At 72.3% G+C, this 18,350-nt stretch carries 17 protein-coding genes; 11 read left to right on the top strand and 6 right to left on the bottom strand.

The window, feature by feature from the left end; genetic code table 11:
- Positions 1 to 11: 11 nt before the first annotated feature.
- The gene (locus tag QSK26_RS01535; RefSeq protein ID WP_285773095.1) at positions 12 to 983 is read right to left on the bottom strand and encodes an STM4015 family protein; all 972 of its coding nucleotides are present in this window, start codon (positions 981 to 983) and stop codon (positions 12 to 14) included.
- A gap of 216 nt (positions 984 to 1,199) precedes the next feature.
- On the opposite strand from QSK26_RS01535, the gene QSK26_RS01530 reads away from it, so the two are divergent.
- The 6 genes from QSK26_RS01530 to QSK26_RS01505 all read left to right on the top strand — a co-directional run bounded on the left by QSK26_RS01530 (position 1,200) and on the right by QSK26_RS01505 (position 8,494).
- Positions 1,200 to 2,315 (top strand): substrate-binding domain-containing protein, encoded by a 1,116-nt coding sequence (locus QSK26_RS01530; RefSeq protein WP_285773094.1) that lies wholly within the window; start codon positions 1,200 to 1,202, stop codon positions 2,313 to 2,315.
- A gap of 170 nt (positions 2,316 to 2,485) precedes the next feature.
- A complete protein-coding gene (locus tag QSK26_RS01525) occupies positions 2,486 to 3,805 on the top strand; it encodes an ABC transporter substrate-binding protein (RefSeq protein WP_285773093.1) in 1,320 nt (439 codons plus the stop codon).
- A 64-nt stretch (positions 3,806 to 3,869) separates the two neighbouring features.
- Positions 3,870 to 4,766: a carbohydrate ABC transporter permease gene (locus QSK26_RS01520; RefSeq protein WP_285773092.1), complete on the top strand. Its 897-nt coding sequence runs from the start codon at positions 3,870 to 3,872 to the stop codon at positions 4,764 to 4,766.
- Positions 4,763 to 5,680 (top strand): carbohydrate ABC transporter permease, encoded by a 918-nt coding sequence (locus QSK26_RS01515; RefSeq protein WP_285773091.1) that lies wholly within the window; start codon positions 4,763 to 4,765, stop codon positions 5,678 to 5,680. Before QSK26_RS01520 ends, QSK26_RS01515 begins: the two co-directional genes overlap by 4 nt.
- Positions 5,677 to 6,675: a hydroxyacid dehydrogenase gene (locus QSK26_RS01510; RefSeq protein WP_285773090.1), complete on the top strand. Its 999-nt coding sequence runs from the start codon at positions 5,677 to 5,679 to the stop codon at positions 6,673 to 6,675. The genes QSK26_RS01515 and QSK26_RS01510 overlap by 4 nt, the downstream gene beginning before the upstream one ends.
- A gap of 37 nt (positions 6,676 to 6,712) precedes the next feature.
- Complete coding sequence (locus QSK26_RS01505) at positions 6,713 to 8,494, top strand: DUF2264 domain-containing protein (RefSeq protein WP_285773089.1); 1,782 nt, start codon at positions 6,713 to 6,715, stop codon at positions 8,492 to 8,494.
- 54 nt (positions 8,495 to 8,548) lie between these two features.
- Here the strand turns inward: QSK26_RS01505 and QSK26_RS01500 are convergent, their stop codons facing one another.
- Genes QSK26_RS01500 through QSK26_RS01490 form a run of 3 tightly spaced genes read right to left on the bottom strand, consistent with a single transcriptional unit; the run spans position 8,549 to position 12,329 of the window.
- Positions 8,549 to 10,759 (bottom strand): xanthine dehydrogenase family protein molybdopterin-binding subunit, encoded by a 2,211-nt coding sequence (locus tag QSK26_RS01500; RefSeq protein WP_285773088.1) that lies wholly within the window; start codon positions 10,757 to 10,759, stop codon positions 8,549 to 8,551.
- Positions 10,756 to 11,727 (bottom strand): FAD binding domain-containing protein, encoded by a 972-nt coding sequence (locus tag QSK26_RS01495; RefSeq protein WP_285773087.1) that lies wholly within the window; start codon positions 11,725 to 11,727, stop codon positions 10,756 to 10,758. The genes QSK26_RS01500 and QSK26_RS01495 overlap by 4 nt, the downstream gene beginning before the upstream one ends.
- On the bottom strand, positions 11,724 to 12,329 hold the full coding sequence (locus QSK26_RS01490; RefSeq protein ID WP_502888653.1) for a (2Fe-2S)-binding protein: 606 nt from the start codon (positions 12,327 to 12,329) through the stop codon (positions 11,724 to 11,726). Before QSK26_RS01490 ends, QSK26_RS01495 begins: the two co-directional genes overlap by 4 nt.
- Before the next feature lie 188 nt (positions 12,330 to 12,517).
- Here QSK26_RS01490 and QSK26_RS01485 point away from each other — a divergent pair, with 188 nt between their 5' ends.
- Genes QSK26_RS01485 through QSK26_RS01475 form a run of 3 tightly spaced genes read left to right on the top strand, consistent with a single transcriptional unit; the run spans position 12,518 to position 14,569 of the window.
- Entirely contained in the window at positions 12,518 to 12,976 is a 459-nt protein-coding gene (locus QSK26_RS01485; protein WP_285773086.1) for a MarR family winged helix-turn-helix transcriptional regulator, read from the top strand.
- Positions 12,973 to 13,779: an ABC transporter ATP-binding protein gene (locus QSK26_RS01480; protein WP_285773085.1), complete on the top strand. Its 807-nt coding sequence runs from the start codon at positions 12,973 to 12,975 to the stop codon at positions 13,777 to 13,779. The genes QSK26_RS01485 and QSK26_RS01480 overlap by 4 nt, the downstream gene beginning before the upstream one ends.
- Positions 13,739 to 14,569 carry an ABC transporter permease gene (locus tag QSK26_RS01475; RefSeq protein ID WP_285773084.1) on the top strand — a complete coding sequence of 277 codons (831 nt, stop codon included), beginning with the start codon at positions 13,739 to 13,741 and terminating at the stop codon, positions 14,567 to 14,569. The genes QSK26_RS01480 and QSK26_RS01475 overlap by 41 nt, the downstream gene beginning before the upstream one ends.
- A 1-nt stretch (position 14,570) precedes the next feature.
- Here QSK26_RS01475 and QSK26_RS01470 read toward each other — a convergent pair whose 3' ends face one another.
- On the bottom strand, positions 14,571 to 15,797 hold the full coding sequence (locus QSK26_RS01470; RefSeq protein WP_285773083.1) for an epoxide hydrolase family protein: 1,227 nt from the start codon (positions 15,795 to 15,797) through the stop codon (positions 14,571 to 14,573).
- A gap of 152 nt (positions 15,798 to 15,949) precedes the next feature.
- Here QSK26_RS01470 and ybiA point away from each other — a divergent pair, with 152 nt between their 5' ends.
- Positions 15,950 to 16,510 (top strand): riboflavin biosynthesis intermediates N-glycosidase, encoded by a 561-nt coding sequence (ybiA, locus tag QSK26_RS01465; RefSeq protein WP_285773082.1) that lies wholly within the window; start codon positions 15,950 to 15,952, stop codon positions 16,508 to 16,510.
- A gap of 177 nt (positions 16,511 to 16,687) precedes the next feature.
- On the opposite strand, the gene QSK26_RS01460 is transcribed toward ybiA, so the two are convergent.
- Positions 16,688 to 17,836 carry a glucuronyl esterase domain-containing protein gene (locus tag QSK26_RS01460; protein WP_502888652.1) on the bottom strand — a complete coding sequence of 383 codons (1,149 nt, stop codon included), beginning with the start codon at positions 17,834 to 17,836 and terminating at the stop codon, positions 16,688 to 16,690.
- 98 nt (positions 17,837 to 17,934) lie between these two features.
- On the opposite strand from QSK26_RS01460, the gene QSK26_RS01455 reads away from it, so the two are divergent.
- Entirely contained in the window at positions 17,935 to 18,288 is a 354-nt protein-coding gene (locus QSK26_RS01455) for a hypothetical protein (RefSeq protein WP_285773080.1), read from the top strand.
- Positions 18,289 to 18,350: the final 62 nt, after the last annotated feature.

Here is an 18,350-nt window from a genome sequence, read left to right as displayed (position 1 = left end):
CGGCGGGCGTCTCACTCGCTCACCGCGACGTAACGCCAGACCTCGCCGTCCTCGTCGTCCTCGTCCTCCAGGTCGGGCTCCTCCTGCTCGGACAGGTCCACGTGCACGCCGGGCAGGGCGGCGGCGACGCGGGTCATCATGGCGTCGGTGAGGTAGTGGTGGTGCAGGTCGAGTCTGCGCAGGTGGGTGAGGGGCTGGCCGCTGAGGAGGGCTTCGGCTCCGGTGTCGGTGAGGACGCCCATGGACAGGTTGAGGCTCTCCAGCCGGGCGACGACGGGTGCGGAGGCCGCGGCGGCGGCGATGTCGTCCTGGATCTCGCTGTTCTGCAGGCCGAGGTGGCGCAGCGACGGCAGCCGCTCGCCGGTCAGGATGGGGCCGAGGTCGGTCACCGTGGCGTCGCCGCCGTACTCCTCGACGCCGAGCCACAGCTCCAGGTGTTCCAGCGCGGGCAGGTCGCAGGCGCCGACCGCGCGGACGACCTCTCCGGGCAGGCCGCCGGTCTCGACGCGCAGGATCCGCAGGGCGTCGTGCCGCACCGGGTTGAGCCGCAGCCCGCTGCCGCCGCGCACCTCCAGCCGCTCCAGCCGGGGGAAGGCGGTGAGCAGCGGCGTGATGTCGGACTGCTGGATCCAGGAGATCTCGGCCTCCTCCGAGCTGATCGCGCCGAAGAAGAGTGAGCGCAGCCCGGGAAGGCGCCCGGCGCTCGCGGCCAGCCGGGAGACGAACGTCTTGCTGCTCTCCGTGTAGCAGTCGCCCCAGTCACCGGCGACGACGGCCGTGACCCGGGTGGTGTCCACCCGGGTGAAGAACCGGTCGAGGCACTCGTCGAGCGAGTGACCGTCCCACGTGCCGCCGCTGAGCCACCATGCCGCCGAGCCGGTGTGCGGGAGGCGCTTGTCCGGCGAGGCGGGCAGGGGGGTGACGGGCAGCCCGGCGTAGGTCTCGTCGGCGCGGGTCAGGAAGACGTCGTCTATCTCGATCATGGGGAGTCCTCGGCTGGGGGGTGGACGGTCCTGTCCTACCAGACCCGGCCGACGGAACCGTCCCCTGTGCTGCACGGTGGTAACGGCGGGGGGCGTTGACGGGATACTCCTCTTCAGCGGGGGCGCGGACGGCGGAGGCGCCGGGTGCGACAGTTTTCGAAAACGAACGTCACCGTTACGATGACGAACGAAACTTGCCGAGGAAGGAGCCCGCGGGTGCTGGCCGAGGAACGACACGAGGCGATCTTGCGGGAGCTGAGCCGCAAGGGCTCGGTCCGGGTGGCGGACCTGGCGGCGAGCCTGGGCGTGTCGGCCGTCACGATCCGGCACGACGTGCGGGAGCTCGCCGGCCGCGGCCTGCTGACCAGGGTGCACGGCGGCGCCCTGTCGGCCCCGGTGACCTCGGGCGACGGGGCGGCCGTGGAGCAGCTCGTCCGGGAGCGGGCGCCGGAGCCGGAGACGGAGCGGGACGCCGCCGGGCGGGAGCCTTACGTGCTGGGCATGCTGGTGCCGCAGGCGGCCTACTACTATCCGGCGGTGATCCGCGGCGCGCAGGCGGTCGCCCGCGAGCTGGGGGCCAGGATTACGCTCGCGGTGTCCCGGTACGACCTGAAGGAGGACCGCAGGCAGGTGGCGCAGCTCCGGGCCTCCGGGGTGGACGGGCTGCTGCTGACGCCGAGCGAGGACCCGACGCGCTCGCTGCAGACCGAGCAGTGGGTGAACGAGCTGGACCTGCCGGTGGTGCTGGTGGAGCGCCGGTCGAGCTGGCCGGTGGACCGGGTGGAGCAGGTGGCCACCGACCACGGGTACGGCGCCTACCTGGCCACCTGTCACCTCGCCCGGCTGGGGCACGACCAGGTGGCGCTGTTCGCCAGGGAGAGCAAGACGACCCCGTGGATCCGCGAGGGGTACGAGCGGGCCCAGCGGTCCCTCGGCCTGCGCGAGGGGCACCTGCACCTGGTCCCGCTGTCCGAGGCGGACGACCCGGTGCCGATGGACGAGCACGTGGACGCCTTCGTGCGCCTGGTCGCGACCGGCGCCGTGACGGCCGCGCTGGTGCACAACGACATGGACGCGTTGCTGCTGGTCAGAAGTCTGCGGGCGCGCGGGATCTCGATCCCGGGTGACCTGGCGATCGCGACCTACGACGACGAGGTGGCCGCGCTCGCCGACATCCCGCTGACCGCCGTGTCGCCGCCCAAGCAGGCGGTGGGCGCCGAGGCCGTGCGCATGCTGGTGGACCGGCTGGACAACCCGGACCGGCCCCTGCGCAGCGTGCTGCTGCGGCCGGAGCTGCGGGTCCGCGCCTCCTGCGGCGCGCCGGGCCGCTGACCGCCCCGTACGGCGCACGCATCGTTGGCGACCCCGACGATCTTCGTTTCCTTTCGTTTTGCATCGTTGTAACCAGAATGCAATTGATCGTCGGTGGAGAACCGTTGACAGCCCTTCATTCGTAATCGAATGATTGCACCGAACTTCCTTCTCCCCCATGGACGGTGCACATGAAGCGTAGGTCCCTGCGGATGTCGGCCCTGCTCGCGAGTGCCGTCGTGTCGTTGTCGGCCGTGGCCGCCTGCGGTGGCACGGATTCGAGCACTCCCCAGGCGGAGTCGGGCGGCGGGCCCGTCACCATCACGTTCCGCTCCTTCGTCAAGGGCTCCGACGTCGTCACCGCGGCCTTCAACAAGACCCACAAGGACATCCAGGTCAAGTTCGAGAACGTGCCGAGCGGCGCGGACTACTACACCAAGCTCGCCAGCTCGGTGAAGGCCGGCAACGCCCCGGACGTGGCCGTCGTCGAGTACAACCAGTTGCCCGAGGCGGTCAGCCAGGGCGAACTGGAGGACCTGACCGCCAGCGCGGGCTCCCTGGTCTCGGAGAAGTTCCGCCCGCCGGTGCAGGCGCTGGTCAACCTCGGCGGGAAGACCTGGGGCGTGCCGCGTGACGTGGCCCCGCTGGTGTTCTTCTACCGCAAGGACTTCTACGACAAGCACAAGATCGAGCCGCCGAAGACCTGGGACGACTTCACCAAGGCGATGGAGGCGGTGAAGAAGGCCGACCCCGAGGCCAGGGGCGGCGTCTTCCAGACCGGTGACCCGGACGCGCTGGCCGCGTTCGCCTGGCAGGCGGGCGCCAAGTGGTACGGCACCCAGGGCGACGCCTGGAAGGTGGACATCGACGACGCGGCGTCCAAGAAGGTGGCGGACTACTGGAACGACCTGGTGGTGAAGGACCTCGTCGCGCAGTTCAACACCGTCAGCGACGACGCCTTCTTCCAGGCGTTGCAGAAGGGCCAGGTCGTCTCCTACGTCTGCCCGAACTGGTGCGCGGGCGCCCTCCAGTCCACCGTGCCCGACCAGTCCGGCAAGTGGGCCGTCGCGCCGGTGCCGAGCTGGGACGGCCAGCCGGCGTCCGGCATGCTCGGCGGCTCCTCCTTCACCATCCCGAAGGGGTCCAAGCACCCCGAGGCGGCCATGGAGTTCATCAAGTTCATCACCAGCGACATGGAGGGCATGAAGGCATGGCTGTCCAGCGGCACCAGCAGCATGCTGCCCGCCGCTCCGGATCTGGCCCCGGCCACCAGCGTCTTCAAGCTCGACTTCTTCGGCGGCCAGGACATCTTCTCCGTCGCGTCCAAGGCGTACGAGTCGATCCCGGCGGGCTGGGCGTGGGGGCCGACCGCCGGCGTCACCGAGACCGCGATCAACGACCAGCTCGGCAAGCTGGCGACCGGTGAGGTGCGGCTGGCCGACGTGCTCACCAGCGCCGAGCAGGCCACCGTGGCCGACCTGAAGACCCGCGGCCTGAACGTCGTCCAGTAGCGCCCGAAAGGGCCGGGTGCCCGCCCGCGGCGGCGGGCACCCCCGACTCCGGAAGGAGAGTGCCATGGCGACCCGTTCGGCGCGGCGGCAGGGCCGCACCGCCGCCCTGCTCATCGGCCCGTTCCTGCTGCTCTTCCTCGCCTTCTCCATCGCGCCGCTGGTCTACACGGCGTGGCTGAGCCTGTTCTCCGAGCGGAGCTCCGGCCTCGGGTTCGGCGGCACGGAGACGTTCTTCACCGGCCTGGAGAACTACGTGCGGGCCCTGTCGGACGAGGCGTTCCGCAACAGCTTCCTGATCATCGCGCTCTACGTGCTGCTGTACATCCCGCTGATGATCGGCGGCGCGCTCCTCCTCGCCCTGCTCCTGGACTCGGCGATGGCCCGCGCCAAGCGGTTCTTCCAGCTCGCGCTCTTCCTGCCGCACGCCGTGCCCGGCCTCATCGCCGCGGTCATCTGGGTGTACCTCTACACGCCCGGACTCAGCCCGGTGATCGACGCGCTGGAGTCCGCCGGGGTGCGATGGAACTTCCTGTCGGCCGACCACGCCCTCTTCTCGGTGGTCAACATCTCCACCTGGGAGTGGATCGGCTACAACATGGTGATCTTCTACGCCGCCCTGCAGGCCATTCCCCGGGAGATCCTGGAGGCGGGCCGGGTGGACGGGGCGAGCGGGGCGCGCATCGCGCTGCGGATCAAGGTGCCGATGGTCCGCCCGGCGATCGCGCTCAACGTGCTGTTCACCGTGATCGGCGCACTCCAGCTCTTCACCGAGCCCCGGGTCATCTACCGGGTCTCCACGGAGATCGGCAGCGCCTGGACCCCCAACATGTACGCGCTGCGCGCCGCCTTCGAGAACCACGACTACGGCCTCGCCTCGTCGGCCTCGATCCTGATCGCCCTCCTCGGCGCGGTCCTGTCCTACATCGTGACCCGCTTCTCCGGACGCAGGGGGCAGATATGACGCTCACCGCGACACCCGCGCCCGCGGTCCCCGCGAGCCCGCCGCCCAGGCCCGGGCGCACCGGCCTGATGCCGCGGCTGCTGTCGCGCACCGCGGTCAACGGCGTCCTCGTCATCGCCACGCTCTACACGCTGATGCCGCTGCTGTGGCTGGTCATGGCGTCCACCAAGGACATGCGCGACCTGTTCGGCACCAACGGCTTCGCCTTCGGGCAGGAGTTCAACCTCGGCGCCAACCTGTCCCACCTGTTCACCGCCAACGACGGCATCTACCTCGAATGGCTGTGGAACACCGTGCTGTACGCCGGGGGCGGCGCGCTGGTCGCCACCGCCCTGTGCGTCGCGGCCGGCTACGCCTTCGACAAGCTGGCGTTCCCGTTCAAGGAGAAGATCTTCGGGCTGATCCTGCTCGGCGTGCTGGTCCCGGCGAGCGCGATGGCGCTGCCGATCTACTTGCTGGCGTCGAAGGTCGGCCTCGTCAACACCTTCTGGGGATTCTTCCTGCCGAGCCTCGTCTTCCCGTTCGGGGTCTACCTGGCCCGGGTGTTCAGCGCCGCCTACGTGCCGGACGAGGTCGTCGAGGCGACCCGGGTGGACGGCGCCGGCGACCTGCGCACCTTCGTCAGCATCGGGTTCCCGATGTTGCGCACGGCCTTCGTGACCATCTTCCTGTTCCAGTTCACCAGCATCTGGAACGGCTTCTACCTGCCGCTCGTGATGCTCACCGACCAGCATCTCTACCCGCTCAACCTCGGGCTCTACACCTGGCAGACCACGGGGCTCAACCAGGGGCACCCGGAGGACTACCTGCTCGCCATCACCGGATCGCTGGTGGCCGTCATACCGCTGATCATCGCCTTCGTGGCGTTGCAACGCTACTGGAAGGCCGGCATGACCACGGGAGCGGTCAAGTGACCCTGCCCCGCGCGCTGTTCGTGATGGAACCGCGCTTCCGCACCGCCCTGTTCGGTCCCGAGGAGCTCGACCGGCTCACCGGGCTGACCGACATCGACCCCGGCCTGGTCGTCCGCGACTTCGCGGACGCGCCCGGCCTGGACACCGCCGAGATCCTGATCACCTGCTGGGGCTGCCCGCAGATCGACGCCGACGTGCTCCGGCGCGCGCCCCGGCTGCGGGCCGTCGTGCACACCGCGGGCACCGTCAAGCAGATCATCACGGACGCCTGCTGGGAGCGCGGCATCGCCGTCTCCTCCGGCGCCGCGGTCAACGGCCTGCCCGTCGCCGAGTACACCGTCGCCGCGATCCTCTTCGCCGGCAAGCGGGTGCTGGCCCTGCGCGACCTGTACCGCGCGGAGCGCCGCACCCTCGACTGGGCGGCGCGGTTTCCCTCGCTCGGCAACTACCGCAAGGTCGTCGGCGTCATCGGGGCCTCGCACATCGGCCGCCGGGTGCTGGAACTGCTGCGCCCGTTCGACCTGGAGCCGCTGATCAGCGACCCCTACCTCGACGAGGCCGGGGCCGCCGCGCTCGGCGCCCGCCTGGTGGACCTGGACGAGCTGATGGCCACCAGCGACGTCGTCTCCGTGCACGCCCCCGCGCTGCCGGAGACCCGGCACCTGCTGGACGCCAGGCGGCTCGCGCTGCTGGCCGACGGGGCCACGCTCATCAACACCGCCCGCGGCTCGCTGGTGGACATGGACGCGCTGGCGAAGGAACTGCTCACCGGGCGGATCGACGCGGTGCTCGACGTCACCGAGCCCGAGGTGCTCCCGGCGAACTCACCGCTCTACGACCTGCCGAACGTCCTGCTCACCCCGCACATCGCCGGCTCCTTCGGCGGGGAGCTGCGCCGCCTCGCGCACGCCGCCCTGGACGAGCTGGAACGCTACAAGGCCGGCCTGCCGTTCGCGCACGCCGTGCTCCCCGACACGATCGGCCGCTCGGCGTGAGCCGGCGCCGCCCCGCCCCGGACAGGAAGGCTTCACGGTGACCGACCCCCTCGCAGGCAACCCGTTGCGCACCCGCGCGGACCTCCAGGAGGCGGTGCGCGCCCTGTGCGCGCCGCTCGCCGCGCGGTTCAGCCCCGGCGGGGCGCGGGTGCGGCTCGGCGGCACCGGCGCGGTGTTCGACGACGCCGCGGCCGAGCTGGAGGGGTTCGCCCGCCCGCTGTGGGGGCTCGCGCCGCTGGCCGCCGGGGGAGGCGACTTCGACGGCTGGCCGGTGTACGCGCGCGGGCTGGCGAGCGGCACCGACCCGGCGGACCCGGAGTTCTGGGGCGACCCGGTCGAGCGCAACCAGCGGCTCGTGGAGATGGCCGCGCTCGGCTTCGCGCTCGCCCTGGTCCCCGAACAGGTGTGGGACCCGCTTCCGCCGGCCGCACGGGACAACCTCGTCCGCTGGCTGTCCACGATCAACGAGCGGGAGACCGCGGACAACAACTGGCTGTTCTTCCGGGTGCTGGTCAACCTGGGCCTGGCCCGGGTGGGCGCCGAGCACGACCCGGCCGCGACCGAGGCCGCGCTGGACCGGCTGGAGAGCTTCTACGTGGGCGACGGCTGGTACACCGACGGCCCGACCACGCAGCGCGACTACTACATCCCGTTCGCGATGCACTTCTACGGTCTCATCTACGCCCGGCTCGCCGACGATCCCGCCCGCGCGGCGCGGTTCCGGGAGCGGGCGGCGCTGTTCGCCGGGGACTTCGCCCGCTGGTTCGCCGCGGACGGCGCGGCGCTGCCGTACGGGCGCAGCCTCACCTACCGGTTCGCGCAGGGCGCGTTCTGGGGCGCGCTGGCCTTCGCGGATGTCGAGGCGCTGCCGTGGGGGGTGATCAAGGGACTGGCGCTGCGCCATCTGCGCTGGTGGCGGGACCGGCCGATCTTCCAGCCGGACGGGACGCTGTCCATCGGGTACGGGTACCCCGACCTGATCATGGCGGAGGGGTACAACTCGCCCGGCTCGCCGTACTGGGCGTTGAAGTTCTTCCTGCCGCTCGCGCTGCCGGAGGAGCACCCGTTCTGGCAGGCGGAGGAGGCGCCGCTGCCCGAGTCGCCGCAGGTCACCGCGCTGCCCCGGGCCGGGATGGTGATCGTCGGGGATGCCGGCGGGCGGCAGGTGACGGCCCTGGCCGACGGCGGGCAGTGGGCGGACTGGCAGCCCCGGCACGCTGCTGAGAAGTACGCCAAGTTCGCCTACTCCACCGCGTTCGGCTTCAGCGTCCCCGCCGGGGGGCGCGGCCTGGCGCAGGCGGCGGCGGACAGCATGCTCGCGCTCTCCGACGACGGCGTGCACTACCGGGTCCGCGAGCGGTCGGTGGAGACGTCGGCCGACGGGGACGTGCTGCGCTCGGTGTGGCGGCCGATGCCCGGCGTGGAGGTGGAGACCTGGCTGCTGCCGCGCGCGCCGTGGCACGTGCGGATCCACCGGCTGCGCTGCGACCGGCCGCTGCACAGCGCCGAGGGCGGCTTCGCGGCCGGGCGCGGCCTGACCGGCTCCGCCCAGGAGGCGGGCGCCGCCTGGGCGGTCGGCCCGGCCGGCGGCAGCGGCCTGCTCGACCTGTCCGGCGCGCGCGACGGGCTGCTCGTCCTGACCGAGCCGAACACCAACCTGATCGCCCCGCGTACCGTCCTGCCCACCCTCGTCGCCCGGCACGAGCCCGGCGAGCACTGGCTGGCCTGCGCCGTCCTCGCCGACCCCGACCCCTCCGCGTGGCAGGCCGCCTGGCCCGCCCCGCCCGAGCCGCCGGAGTGGTACGCCGGTCGCCGCTAGACCACCCCGAGGGCGGCTCCCGTCGCGCGGGCCGGGAGCCGCCCCTGCGGGTGGTCACTCCGTCGCCGCGGCCTCCCCGGCGGCCAGCACCAGGTCCGGGGTGATCGGCAGGTGCCTGACCCGGTGGCCGGTCGCGTGGTAGACGGCGTTGGCGATGGCCGCCGCCGTGCCCGTGCCCGCCACCTCGCCCATGCCCCGGGCGCCCAGCGCGTTGGCGTGCGGGTCCGGCCGGTCCACGAAGATCACGTCGAGGTCGGGCACGTCCGCCTCGACCGGGACCAGGTAGCCGGCCAGGTTGGCGGTGACGATCCGGCCCAGCCGCCGGTCCACCAGGGTGTGCTCGGTGAGGGCCATGCCGATGCCCCAGATCATCCCGCCGATGGCCTGGCTGCGCGCCGTCGCGGCGTTCAGCACCCGGCCCACGTCCAGGGCGCTGACCATGCGCGACACCCTGACCTCCCCGGTGACGGCGCTGACCCGCACCTCGGCGAAGGCGGCGCCGTAGGATCCGGCGCCCGAGGGGGCGGGGGTCCCCAGGTCGGCCGACCCGGACGCGTGCACCGGCGCGCCGTGCCGCTCCATGATCTGCCGGTAGGTCTCGCCGCGGCGCGGCCTGGCCGTGAGGAACAACCGGTCGTCGGCCGCCCCGACCTCCCCGGCGGCGGCGCCGTACAGCGGGGAGCGCGGGTCGGCGACGGCCAGGGCCGTGACCTTCTCCCGGGCGGCGCGGCCCGCCTCGCGGACGGCGACGCCGACCGTCGCCGCGGTGGTGGACCCCGAGGAGGTCGGTCCGGGCGGGTATCGGGTGTCGCCGAGGCGTGGCCGCACGGACGCGGGGCGCATGCCGAGTGCCTCGGCCGCGATCTCCGTCATGATCGTGTAGGTGCCGGTGCCGATGTCCTGCGTGCCGGACCGCACGATCGCCCGCCCGTCCGTGCCGATCTCCACCGCGGCCTGCGCGCGCATCCCGTGCCAGCGGTGGTAGGAGCCCGCCATGCCCCAGCCCACCAGCGTCTCGCCCTCGCGCATCGACCCCGGCTCCGGCCTGCTGCGCGGCCAGCCGAAACGCTCCGCGCCCAGTTCGTAGCACTCGCGCAGAAACCTGGTCTCCGGGTTCGTGGCCCCCGGCTCGGAAGCGGCGTAGTTCGCCAGCCTGAGCGCGACGGGATCCATGCCCAGCTCCCAGCTCAGCTCGTCCAGCGCCATCTCCAGCGCCTCGTTCGCCGGGCCGCTCGGCGGGCGGGTCGCCATCGTGGTGCCCATGTCCACCTCCACCACCTGAGTGCTCACCCGCAGGCCAGGGCAGGTGTAGACGGCCTGGGTGGAGGCGACCGGGTTGAAGTGGATGAGGTCGCGCGTCGCGCTGTGCGAGATGATGTGGTGGGTCAGCCCGGTGAGCCGTCCGTCCCGGGTGGCGCCGGCCCGCAGGCGCTGCACCGACGCGGGCCGGTGGCCGCAGGAGGTGCTCATCTGCGCGCGGGTGAGCACCAGCCGCACCGGACGGCGGAGCTGCCGGGCGACGGCCGCCACGATGTAGGTGTGCGGCCACACGAAGCCCTTGCTGCCGAAGCCGCCGCCGAGGAACGGCGTGACCACCCGCACCCGCTCCGCCGGCACGCCGAGCATCTCGGCCACCACCTCCCTGGTGTACGTGATCGACTGGGTCGACTCGTACAGCGTGAGGTTCTCCCCCTCCCAGACGGCCAGCGTCGCCGACGGCTCGATCGGGTTGTGGTGGTTGACCGCCGTCGTGTACTCCGCCTCGATCCGCGCGTCCGCCGCCGCCAGCCCGGCCTCCGGATCGCCGCGCACGAGTTGCAGGGCGCCCGGCGTCCCGTCCGGCGGCGTGTACGCCCTGCCGAGGTTCTCCCGCAGGCCGATCGTCGGGGTCTCGGCGTCGTAGTCCACCCGGACCAGACGGGCGGCTTCGTGCGCGCGTTCCAGGGTGTCGGCGACCACGACGGCGACGTGCTGCCCGCCGTACCAGATGTCGGGTTCCTGGAGCGGTACCGTCGACTGGGCGTGCGGCGGGAGCCAGGACGTGGGCCGGTGGGCGAAGCGGGGCATGTTCTCGTGCGTGCAGACCGCCAGCACGCCGGGGGCCGCCTCGGCGGCGGCGGTGTCGATGCGGGTGATCCGGCCCCTGGCGATCGTGCTCTGCACGAGCACGGCATGCGTGAGACCGGGTACCCGCTGGTCGGCGGCGTACCGGGCGGCGCCGGTCACCTTGTCAGGGCCGTCCACCCTGCCGGGAGGCGGAGTCATCGGCCGCCTCCCACGCGCTCCAGCACGTCGGCGACCGTGCGCCGGACGAGTTCCACCTTGAACGCGTTGTGCTCGCGGGGCGCCGCGCCCTCGACGGCCGCCTCGCCGGCGGCGCGCAGCACGTCGGGGGTGAGCCGGCGCCCGCGGACCGCGTTCTCGGCCGCGAGCGCCCGCCACGGCCGGGGCGCCACGCCGCCGAGCGCGATCCGCGCCTGGCGCACGGTGCCGCCGTCCAGGTCGAGCGACACGGCCACCGACACCAGCGCGAACTCGAAGGACGCCCGGTCGCGCACCTTGCGGTAGCCCGAGCGGAACCCGGCCCCGGCCGCCGGGATCTCCACGGCGACGATCAGCTCGCCCGGCCGCAGCGCGGTCTCGACGTGCGGGGTCGAACCGGGCAGCCGGTAGAACTCGGTGATCGGGATGCGCCGGTCGTGCGTGACGACGGTGGCGTCCAGTGCGGTGAGCGCCACCGCGAGGTCCGACGGATGCACCTTGATGCAGGCGTCGCTGCCGCCCAGGATGGCGTGCCAGCGGTTCTCGCCGCCGATCGCGGGGCAGCCGCTGCCCGGCACGCGGGTGTTGCACGGCATCGCGGCGTCCCTGAAGTACCAGCACCGGGTCCGCTGCATCAGGTTGCCGCCGACGCTCGCCGCGTTGCGCACCTGGGCCGACGCGCCCGCCAGCAGCGCCTGCGACAGGACCGGCAGCCGGTCCCGTACCCGGGGTTCGCGGGCCACCTCCGCCATCCTGGCCAGCGCCCCGATCCTGATCACCTCCTCCCCGAAGGAGATCCCCTTGGCCGGGACGGCGTTGACGTCCACCACCAGGCCGGGGGCGGCCAGCCCGTCCCGCATGAGGTTGAGCAGCTCGGTGCCTCCGGCCAGGAACGCGGCGGAGGGATCCCGCCCGGCCACGGCGACCGCGTCCGCCGCGCTGGTCGCCTGCGCGTAGGCGAAGGGTCTCATCGGGGCACCTCCGCGACGTCGGCGACGGCGTCCACGATGTTCGGGTACGCGCTGCACCGGCACAGGTTGCCGCTCATGCCCTCGCGGATCTCGTCCCTGGACCGTGGCCGCCCCTCCTTGAGCAGTCCGACGGCCGACAGGATCTGGCCCGGTGTGCAGAAACCGCACTGGAAGGCGTCACGTTCGAGGAACGCCACCTGCATCGGGTGCAACCGGCTCCCGTCTGCCAGCCCCTCGATGGTGGTGATCTCGGCGCCCTCGCGCATGATCGCCAGCGTCAGGCAGGACTTCACCCGGACGCCGTCCACAAGCACGGTGCACGCCCCGCACTCCCCGTGGTCGCAGCCCTTCTTCGTCCCGGTGAGGTCGAGCTTCTCGCGCAGCGCGTCCAGCAGGGTGACGCGCGGTTCGACGAGCGTCTCCCGCACCTGCCCGTTGACCCGCAGGGCCACCCTGACCTCGCCCGGCCCGACGATCTCCGGAGCCGCCCCGGCCGCCGCGGGCCGCGCCCCGCCCGGGGCCACCGTGGTCGCCGCGGCCAGCGCCGTGCTCGCCGCCAGCACCTGACGGCGGCTGAACCGCCCTTTAGCGTCTTCCTCCACCACATCTCCCGTCCGGGCCGGGACCGCGCCCGGCTCCCACGGGTACTCTCATCGCCGCCGTCCCCCGCGAACAACGGCGAATCGCTCAACGCGACGGTAAGCGGGATTCACCGATGCCGCGCGGGCGGCTGCTGCTCGCCGCCTCCCTATGTGGCGAAATAGCTCTGAATAAGAGCTAATATGTGGACATGACGCCCAAAACGCCACAGACCACTGCCGACGACGTGATGGCGGTGGTCCTGGGGATGCGTCGCGTGCTCCGGCGAAGGCTCCGGGACCTGTCTGCCACGCCGACGCTGCGAGGTGCCCAGGTGGAGGTGCTCACGTTCGTCGAGGCCGAGCCGGGCAGCGGGGTCGCGGCGGTCGCCCGCGCCCTGCGTCTGGCGGGTAACTCGGTGAGCACGCTGGTCAACCAGCTCGTCGACGCCGGGCTGCTGAGCCGCGAGGTCGATCCGGCCGATCGCCGCGCGGTCCGGCTGTTCCTCACCGACGCCGCCCACGCCCGGCTCGCCCGCTGGCGCGAGGCGCGCAGCCGGCTGCTCGGCGACGCGTTCGCCCGGCTGCCGGCGCAGGAGGCCGCCACCATCGCGGCGGCCCTCCCGGCCCTGAGACTTCTGATCTCAGAACTCGCAGAGGAGGATGTATGACCCCGGCTGTGCGCTGCATCGGGCTGCGCCAGAAGTTCGGCGACACCGTCGCCGTCGACGGGCTCGACCTCGTGGTCGAGTGTGGCCTGGTGTTCGGCCTGCTCGGCCCGAACGGCGCGGGCAAGACCACCACGATCCGGATGCTCACCACGCTGCTGCCCGCCACCTCGGGCACCATCGAGGTGCTCGGCCGCGACGCCGCCCGGCAGCGTACGGCGGTGCGCAGGCTTATCGGTTACGTGCCGCAGCAACTGTCCGCCGACGGCACCCTGACCGGCAGGGAGAACGTCGCGCTGTTCGCCCGCCTCTACGACGTGCCCCGCCGTGCCAGGACCGCGCAGATCGACGCCGTGCTCGAAGCGGTGGACCTCGCCGACGTGGCCGACCGCCAGGCCAGGACCTACTCGGGCGGCATGATCCGCCGCCTGGAGCTCGCCCAGGCGCTGGTCAGCGCGCCCCGGCTGCTGATCCTCGACGAGCCCACCGTCGGCCTGGACCCGGTCGCCCGCGACGGCGTCTGGGAGCGGATCCAGGCGACCCGCGAGGCCACCGGGATGACCGTGCTGGTCACCACGCACGCCATGCAGGAGGCCGACGAGAACTGCGACCGGATCGCCCTGATGCACCGCGGCCGGATCCGCGCGGAGGGCGCCCCCGCCGACCTGAAGAGCGCGCTCGGCCCGGACGCCACCCTCGACGACGTCTTCCGCCACCACACCGGCAACACCCTCACCGAGGACTCCGAGAACGGAGGGATGCGCAATGTCCGCGCAGCTCGTCGCACCGCCCGCCGCGTCGGCTGACCCCGGGCGCCACCCGCTCGGGCTCGTCGTCCTGACGCTGTCCCGCGTCGGCGCGATGTGCCTGGTGGAGATGCAGAAGCTCCGTCACGACCGGACCGAGCTGGTCACCCGGGCCATCCAGCCGGCGTTGTGGCTGGTGGTCTTCGGCAACGTGTTCACCCAGATCCGGGCCATCCCCACCGGCTCGACGCCCTACCTGGACTTCCTGGCGCCCGGCATCCTCGCCCAGTCCGCGCTGTTCATCGCGATCTTCTACGGCATCCAGATCATCTGGGAGCGGGACGCCGGGGTGCTCGGCAAGCTCCTCGTCACGCCGACGCCGCGGGTGGCCCTGGTGGCCGCGAAGGCGTTCGCGGCCGGGGTACGGGCGACCGCGCAGGCCGTCGTCGTGCTCATCCTCGCCCTGGTCATGGGGGTCAGCTTGACCGGGAACCCGGTCAAGCTGCTCGGCGTGGTCGCCGTCCTGGTGCTCGGCTCGGCCTGCTTCTGCTGCCTGTCGATCACCATCGCCGGGCTCGTGCTGTCCAGGGACCGGCTCATGGGCATCGGCCAGGCCATCACGATGCCGCTCTTCTTCGCGTCGAACGCGCTCTACCCGGTGCAGCTGATGCCCGGCTGGCTCCAGGTGATCAACCACATCAACCCGCTCAGCTACGAGGTCGAGGCCCTGCGCGGCCTGCTGATCGGCACCCCCGCAAGGCTGGCCCTCGACTTCGGCGTGCTCGTCCTGGCCGCCGCCATCATGATCACCATCGCGTCGGCCCTGCTGCCCCGCCTCGCCAGGAGCTGACTCAGCGCCGGCCGCGGAAGGTGCGGCGCAGGTCGGCCACCCAGGCATCGGGGATCTCCCAGGGGATGAAGTGGCCGCCCTCGTGGTGCACGGTGAGGTTGACGTGGTTGTACCAGCCGCCGCGCTCGGAGTCGACGAAGTGCTGGACGCGCTGGTCGGTGCTGACGCCGGGCGGGTTCTCGTACCCGACGAAGGTGATGCCGGTCGGGGCTTCGACGGCCGGGCCGCGGTCGTGGGACGGGGTCCACGGGTAGCGGTTGGCGTTGGCGTAATAGCGCAGCGACGTGCCGATGGCGTTGTTCACCCAGAAGATCATGGCGTGGGTGAGGATGTCGTCCTTGCTGAAGACGGTCTCGATGTCGCCGTGGTTGTCGCTCCACTTGACCCAGCGCTGCAGGATCCAGGCGAGCAGCCCGGCCGGTGAGTCGCTGAGGCCGTGCGCGAGAGTGCTGGGCTCCAGCACGTGCGCGGCGAGGTGGACGGCGAAGCGCCGGTCCAGGGCGACGATCCGGCGGTGGACGCTCTCGGGCAGCCCGTCGGGGATGGGGTGGCCGCCGCTGAGGTCCCAGGCGCGGTCGCCGTTGAACATGGTGAGCATCTGGCCGGAGCCGATGTGGATGGCGTGCAGTTCCTCGGCGTACTTGTGCCCGAGCTGGCCGGTGACCAGGGCGCCGATGTCGCACCCCGCGGCGGCGTACTTCCGGTGGCCGAGCACGCCGGTCATCAGCGTGTGCCACAGGTCGGCGACCTTCCAGAAGTTCATGTCCGGATGGTTCGGCAGCGGGGTGGAGAAGCCGAAGCCGGGCAGTGAGGGCACGATGACGTCGAAGGCGTCGGCGGGGTCGCCCCCGTGGGCGCCGGGGTCGGCGAGCGGATCGACGACCTTGGCCCAGTGCCAGAAGGTCCACGGCCAGCCGTGGGTCAGGATGAGCGGGACGGGAGCGGGGCCCACCCCCGGCCTGCGCATGAAGTGCACCGGAACCCCGTCCACGGTCACCCGGTAGTGCTCGTAGGCGTTGATCGCCGCCTCGGCCTTGCGCCAGTCGTACCGGTGGAGCCAGTGGTCGACGAGTTCGGCCAGGTAGTCGCCGCTGATCCCGTAGTGCCAGTCGTCGTTGCCGGCGTCGACCGGCAGCCGGGTGAGCCGCAGCCGCGCCCTGAGGTCGTCGAGCACCGCGTCGGACACGTGGATCGGCGTCGGTTCGAGCGGGATCTTGCTGTCTGCCATGAGGGTTCCTTTCGCACGTGCGGACGAATGTATCACCTCCTTATTTAAGTTGCTTATGTATCTCTCGGTGCCGCCGGAACCCGTCCCCGGCATGGACGAACCGCCGGAAAACGCGTCGCCGCCGGAGGTGGTCGTCTGGGATCGTGGGCCGCATGTCGAAGGCGGCGGACGTGCGCGGCGTGGCGGAGCTGATCAGGCTGGACGGCCCGGTGGACTACCTGTTCTTCTGGGGCCCCCGGCCAGCCGGGAGTCAGGCGCGCAAGGGGTGCCTGTCGCAGTGGTGGCCGGGCGACTTCAGCGTGGACGGCGTCGTCTACCGTACGGCGGAGCACTACATGATGGCCGCCAAGGCGCGGCTGTTCGGCGACGGGGAGATGGCCGCGAAGATCGTCGCCGCCGGGCACCCCGGGGAGGCCAGGGCACTGGGCCGCCAGGTGCGCGGGTTCGACGAGGACGCCTGGGTGGCGGCCAGGTCCGGCGTCGTCGTGGCCGGCAACCTCGCCAAGTTCGGGCAGCACCCGGCGGCGCGCGACTTCCTGCTGCGCACCGGCTCCCGGGTGCTGGTCGAGGCGAGCCCGCTGGACCGCATCTGGGGGATCGGCCTGGCCGAGGACGACAGCCGGGCCGCCCGCCCCGCGGACTGGCGCGGCCTCAACCTCCTCGGCTTCGCCCTGATGGAGGTACGGCAGGCGCTGGCCGCCGCACCCCGCTGACCCGCCGCGATCTCGCCGTCCAGTCACGCCCGCACCCCCGCCCGGCCGACCCCGCCCCTCGGCTCCCGTGGGCTCGACCCGCACTGACGCGCCCGCACAGGAGGCGACTCGCGGGATCGGCCGGGTCGCCGGCCCGCCCACACCGCCGGGGGTGGGCGGGCCGGGGAGCGCCTGATGTCAGGCGCAGGTGTATCCGGAAGGAAGCGCGGTGTCGCCGTTCGGGCGGCTCGCCTGGAAACCGGCGCTGGTGGTGCCGGTTCCCGGGGCGAGGGTGCCGTTGTGGCCGGCGTTCCTGATGGTCACGGTCTGCCCGCTGACGGTGGCGGTGCCGTTCCACGAGCCGGTCAGCGTGTGCCCGGCCGGCAGCGTGAAGGTGACCGTCCATCCGCTGATCGCCGAGGTGCCGGTGTTGGTGATGGTCAGCGGCTGGATGACGTACCCGCTGCTCCACTGGGTCTGCACGGTCGGCACGGCCGTACAGGCTCCGGTGGACGTGCCGGGCTGGGTGGTGACCTGCGCGGTGTTCGAGACCGGCGAGGTGTTGCCCGCGGCGTCCCGCGCCCTGACCTGGTAGCGGTAGGTCGTGCTCGGGGTCAGGCCCGTGTCGGTGAACGAGGTCGTGGCCGAGGTGCCCGCCTGGGTGAACGCGCCGCCGCTCGCGCCTGGCGCGCGCAGGATGTCGGAGTCGCCGAGAGCCGGAGTCTGCCAGTCCCGCCACTCGGCCAGGTTGCCGGACGCCCGGGACGAGATTCTCATCGCGCCGGGGGCGTTGCCCGTCTTCAGCAGGAACTTCTGGATGTTCTGCTGCAACGGGGTCCGCCATTCGGCCCTGCCGGCACAGTGGGTGCCGTCCTGGACGTCGGACCAGTAGGTGATGTTCTCGCCCGCGCCGAGCGCCTTGTACACCTCCGCTCCGCCCAGGGCCGCGACGCTCGCGGATCTGGGACCGAGGTTGGCGATGTGCGGGTTGTCCATGATGAACAGTCCGCGCGGCGCGACCATGGCCACCATGTGGTGGGTGTCCACCGGCAGTCTGGCCGGGCTGCCGGTGAAGGAGCCGAACGCGTCGCCCAGCCACGGCTGCTCTCCGTAGGCGCTGCTCAGACTCTGGGCGCCCTCCCCGGGTATCCCGCGGAAGATGGGGACACCGGCGCTACCCGACTCGATCGGCATGGTCAGGGCGATGCGCTGGTCGAAGGCGCCGGTCACGAAGGCGCCCTTGCCGAACCGCGAGCATCCCGTGACGCCGGTCGCGTCCGCGCGGAGGACGCTGCCGTCGGACTGCTCGATGGGTGATGCCGGTCCGCGAGACCGTCCCCGTGACACTCGCCGGCTTCGCGGGCTTCTCACCGTAGACGAACCGCTCCGCCAGCCTCTTGATCTCCTCCCGCCGGCACCGCCACTCGGACCTGGTGGAGATCCGGGTGTTGTCCAGCTTCCTGAAGGGGTCGGGAAGCCTGGCGTCGGTCGGCAGGGATCCCGCGTCGGGCAGGCCGGTCACCGCGCAGTCGGCACCCTCGTTCTCGACTCCGGCGGCCGCGGCGGCCTCGGGGGGCAGGACCGTCAGTGCTCCGGCGACCGAGAGCGTCGCCGCCATCGCCAGCGCGACGACCCTCGAACGGATCGGGTGCCGGAAATTCGCTTGCGGGCGCGGGCGGCCCCGGCGGATGATGGTCCGCATGTTCCGGCACGCCTTCCTTCGCACGCCCGCCATCGCGGGCGCGCCGGCGCGTGCCCTGATGCCTGCCGCGACGCGGCTCGACGGCGTCGAGCGCTGACCCTTTCCCGGTCGTCCATGTGACCCCACGGGAAAGGGTCGGCCGAACGTCCGGGGTCACCC

Origin of the sequence: Microtetraspora sp. NBRC 13810 (genome assembly GCF_030268685.1) — a bacterium.
Classification (GTDB): domain Bacteria; phylum Actinomycetota; class Actinomycetes; order Streptosporangiales; family Streptosporangiaceae; genus BSRQ01.
This window is presented reverse-complemented; position numbering and strand designations above follow the sequence as displayed.

Coding starts and splice junctions, on each gene's coding strand:
- QSK26_RS01495 (WP_285773087.1), bottom strand. CDS start 11,727: ATGAGACCCTTCGCCTACGCGCAGGCGACCAGCGCGGCGGACGCGGTC.
- QSK26_RS01485 (WP_285773086.1), top strand. CDS start 12,518: ATGACGCCCAAAACGCCACAGACCACTGCCGACGACGTGATGGCGGTG.
- ybiA (WP_285773082.1), top strand. CDS start 15,950: ATGTCGAAGGCGGCGGACGTGCGCGGCGTGGCGGAGCTGATCAGGCTG.
- QSK26_RS01535 (WP_285773095.1), bottom strand. CDS start 983: ATGATCGAGATAGACGACGTCTTCCTGACCCGCGCCGACGAGACCTAC.
- QSK26_RS01520 (WP_285773092.1), top strand. CDS start 3,870: ATGGCGACCCGTTCGGCGCGGCGGCAGGGCCGCACCGCCGCCCTGCTC.
- QSK26_RS01470 (WP_285773083.1), bottom strand. CDS start 15,797: ATGGCAGACAGCAAGATCCCGCTCGAACCGACGCCGATCCACGTGTCC.
- QSK26_RS01500 (WP_285773088.1), bottom strand. CDS start 10,759: ATGACTCCGCCTCCCGGCAGGGTGGACGGCCCTGACAAGGTGACCGGC.
- QSK26_RS01525 (WP_285773093.1), top strand. CDS start 2,486: ATGAAGCGTAGGTCCCTGCGGATGTCGGCCCTGCTCGCGAGTGCCGTC.
- QSK26_RS01480 (WP_285773085.1), top strand. CDS start 12,973: ATGACCCCGGCTGTGCGCTGCATCGGGCTGCGCCAGAAGTTCGGCGAC.
- QSK26_RS01515 (WP_285773091.1), top strand. CDS start 4,763: ATGACGCTCACCGCGACACCCGCGCCCGCGGTCCCCGCGAGCCCGCCG.
- QSK26_RS01475 (WP_285773084.1), top strand. CDS start 13,739: ATGTCCGCGCAGCTCGTCGCACCGCCCGCCGCGTCGGCTGACCCCGGG.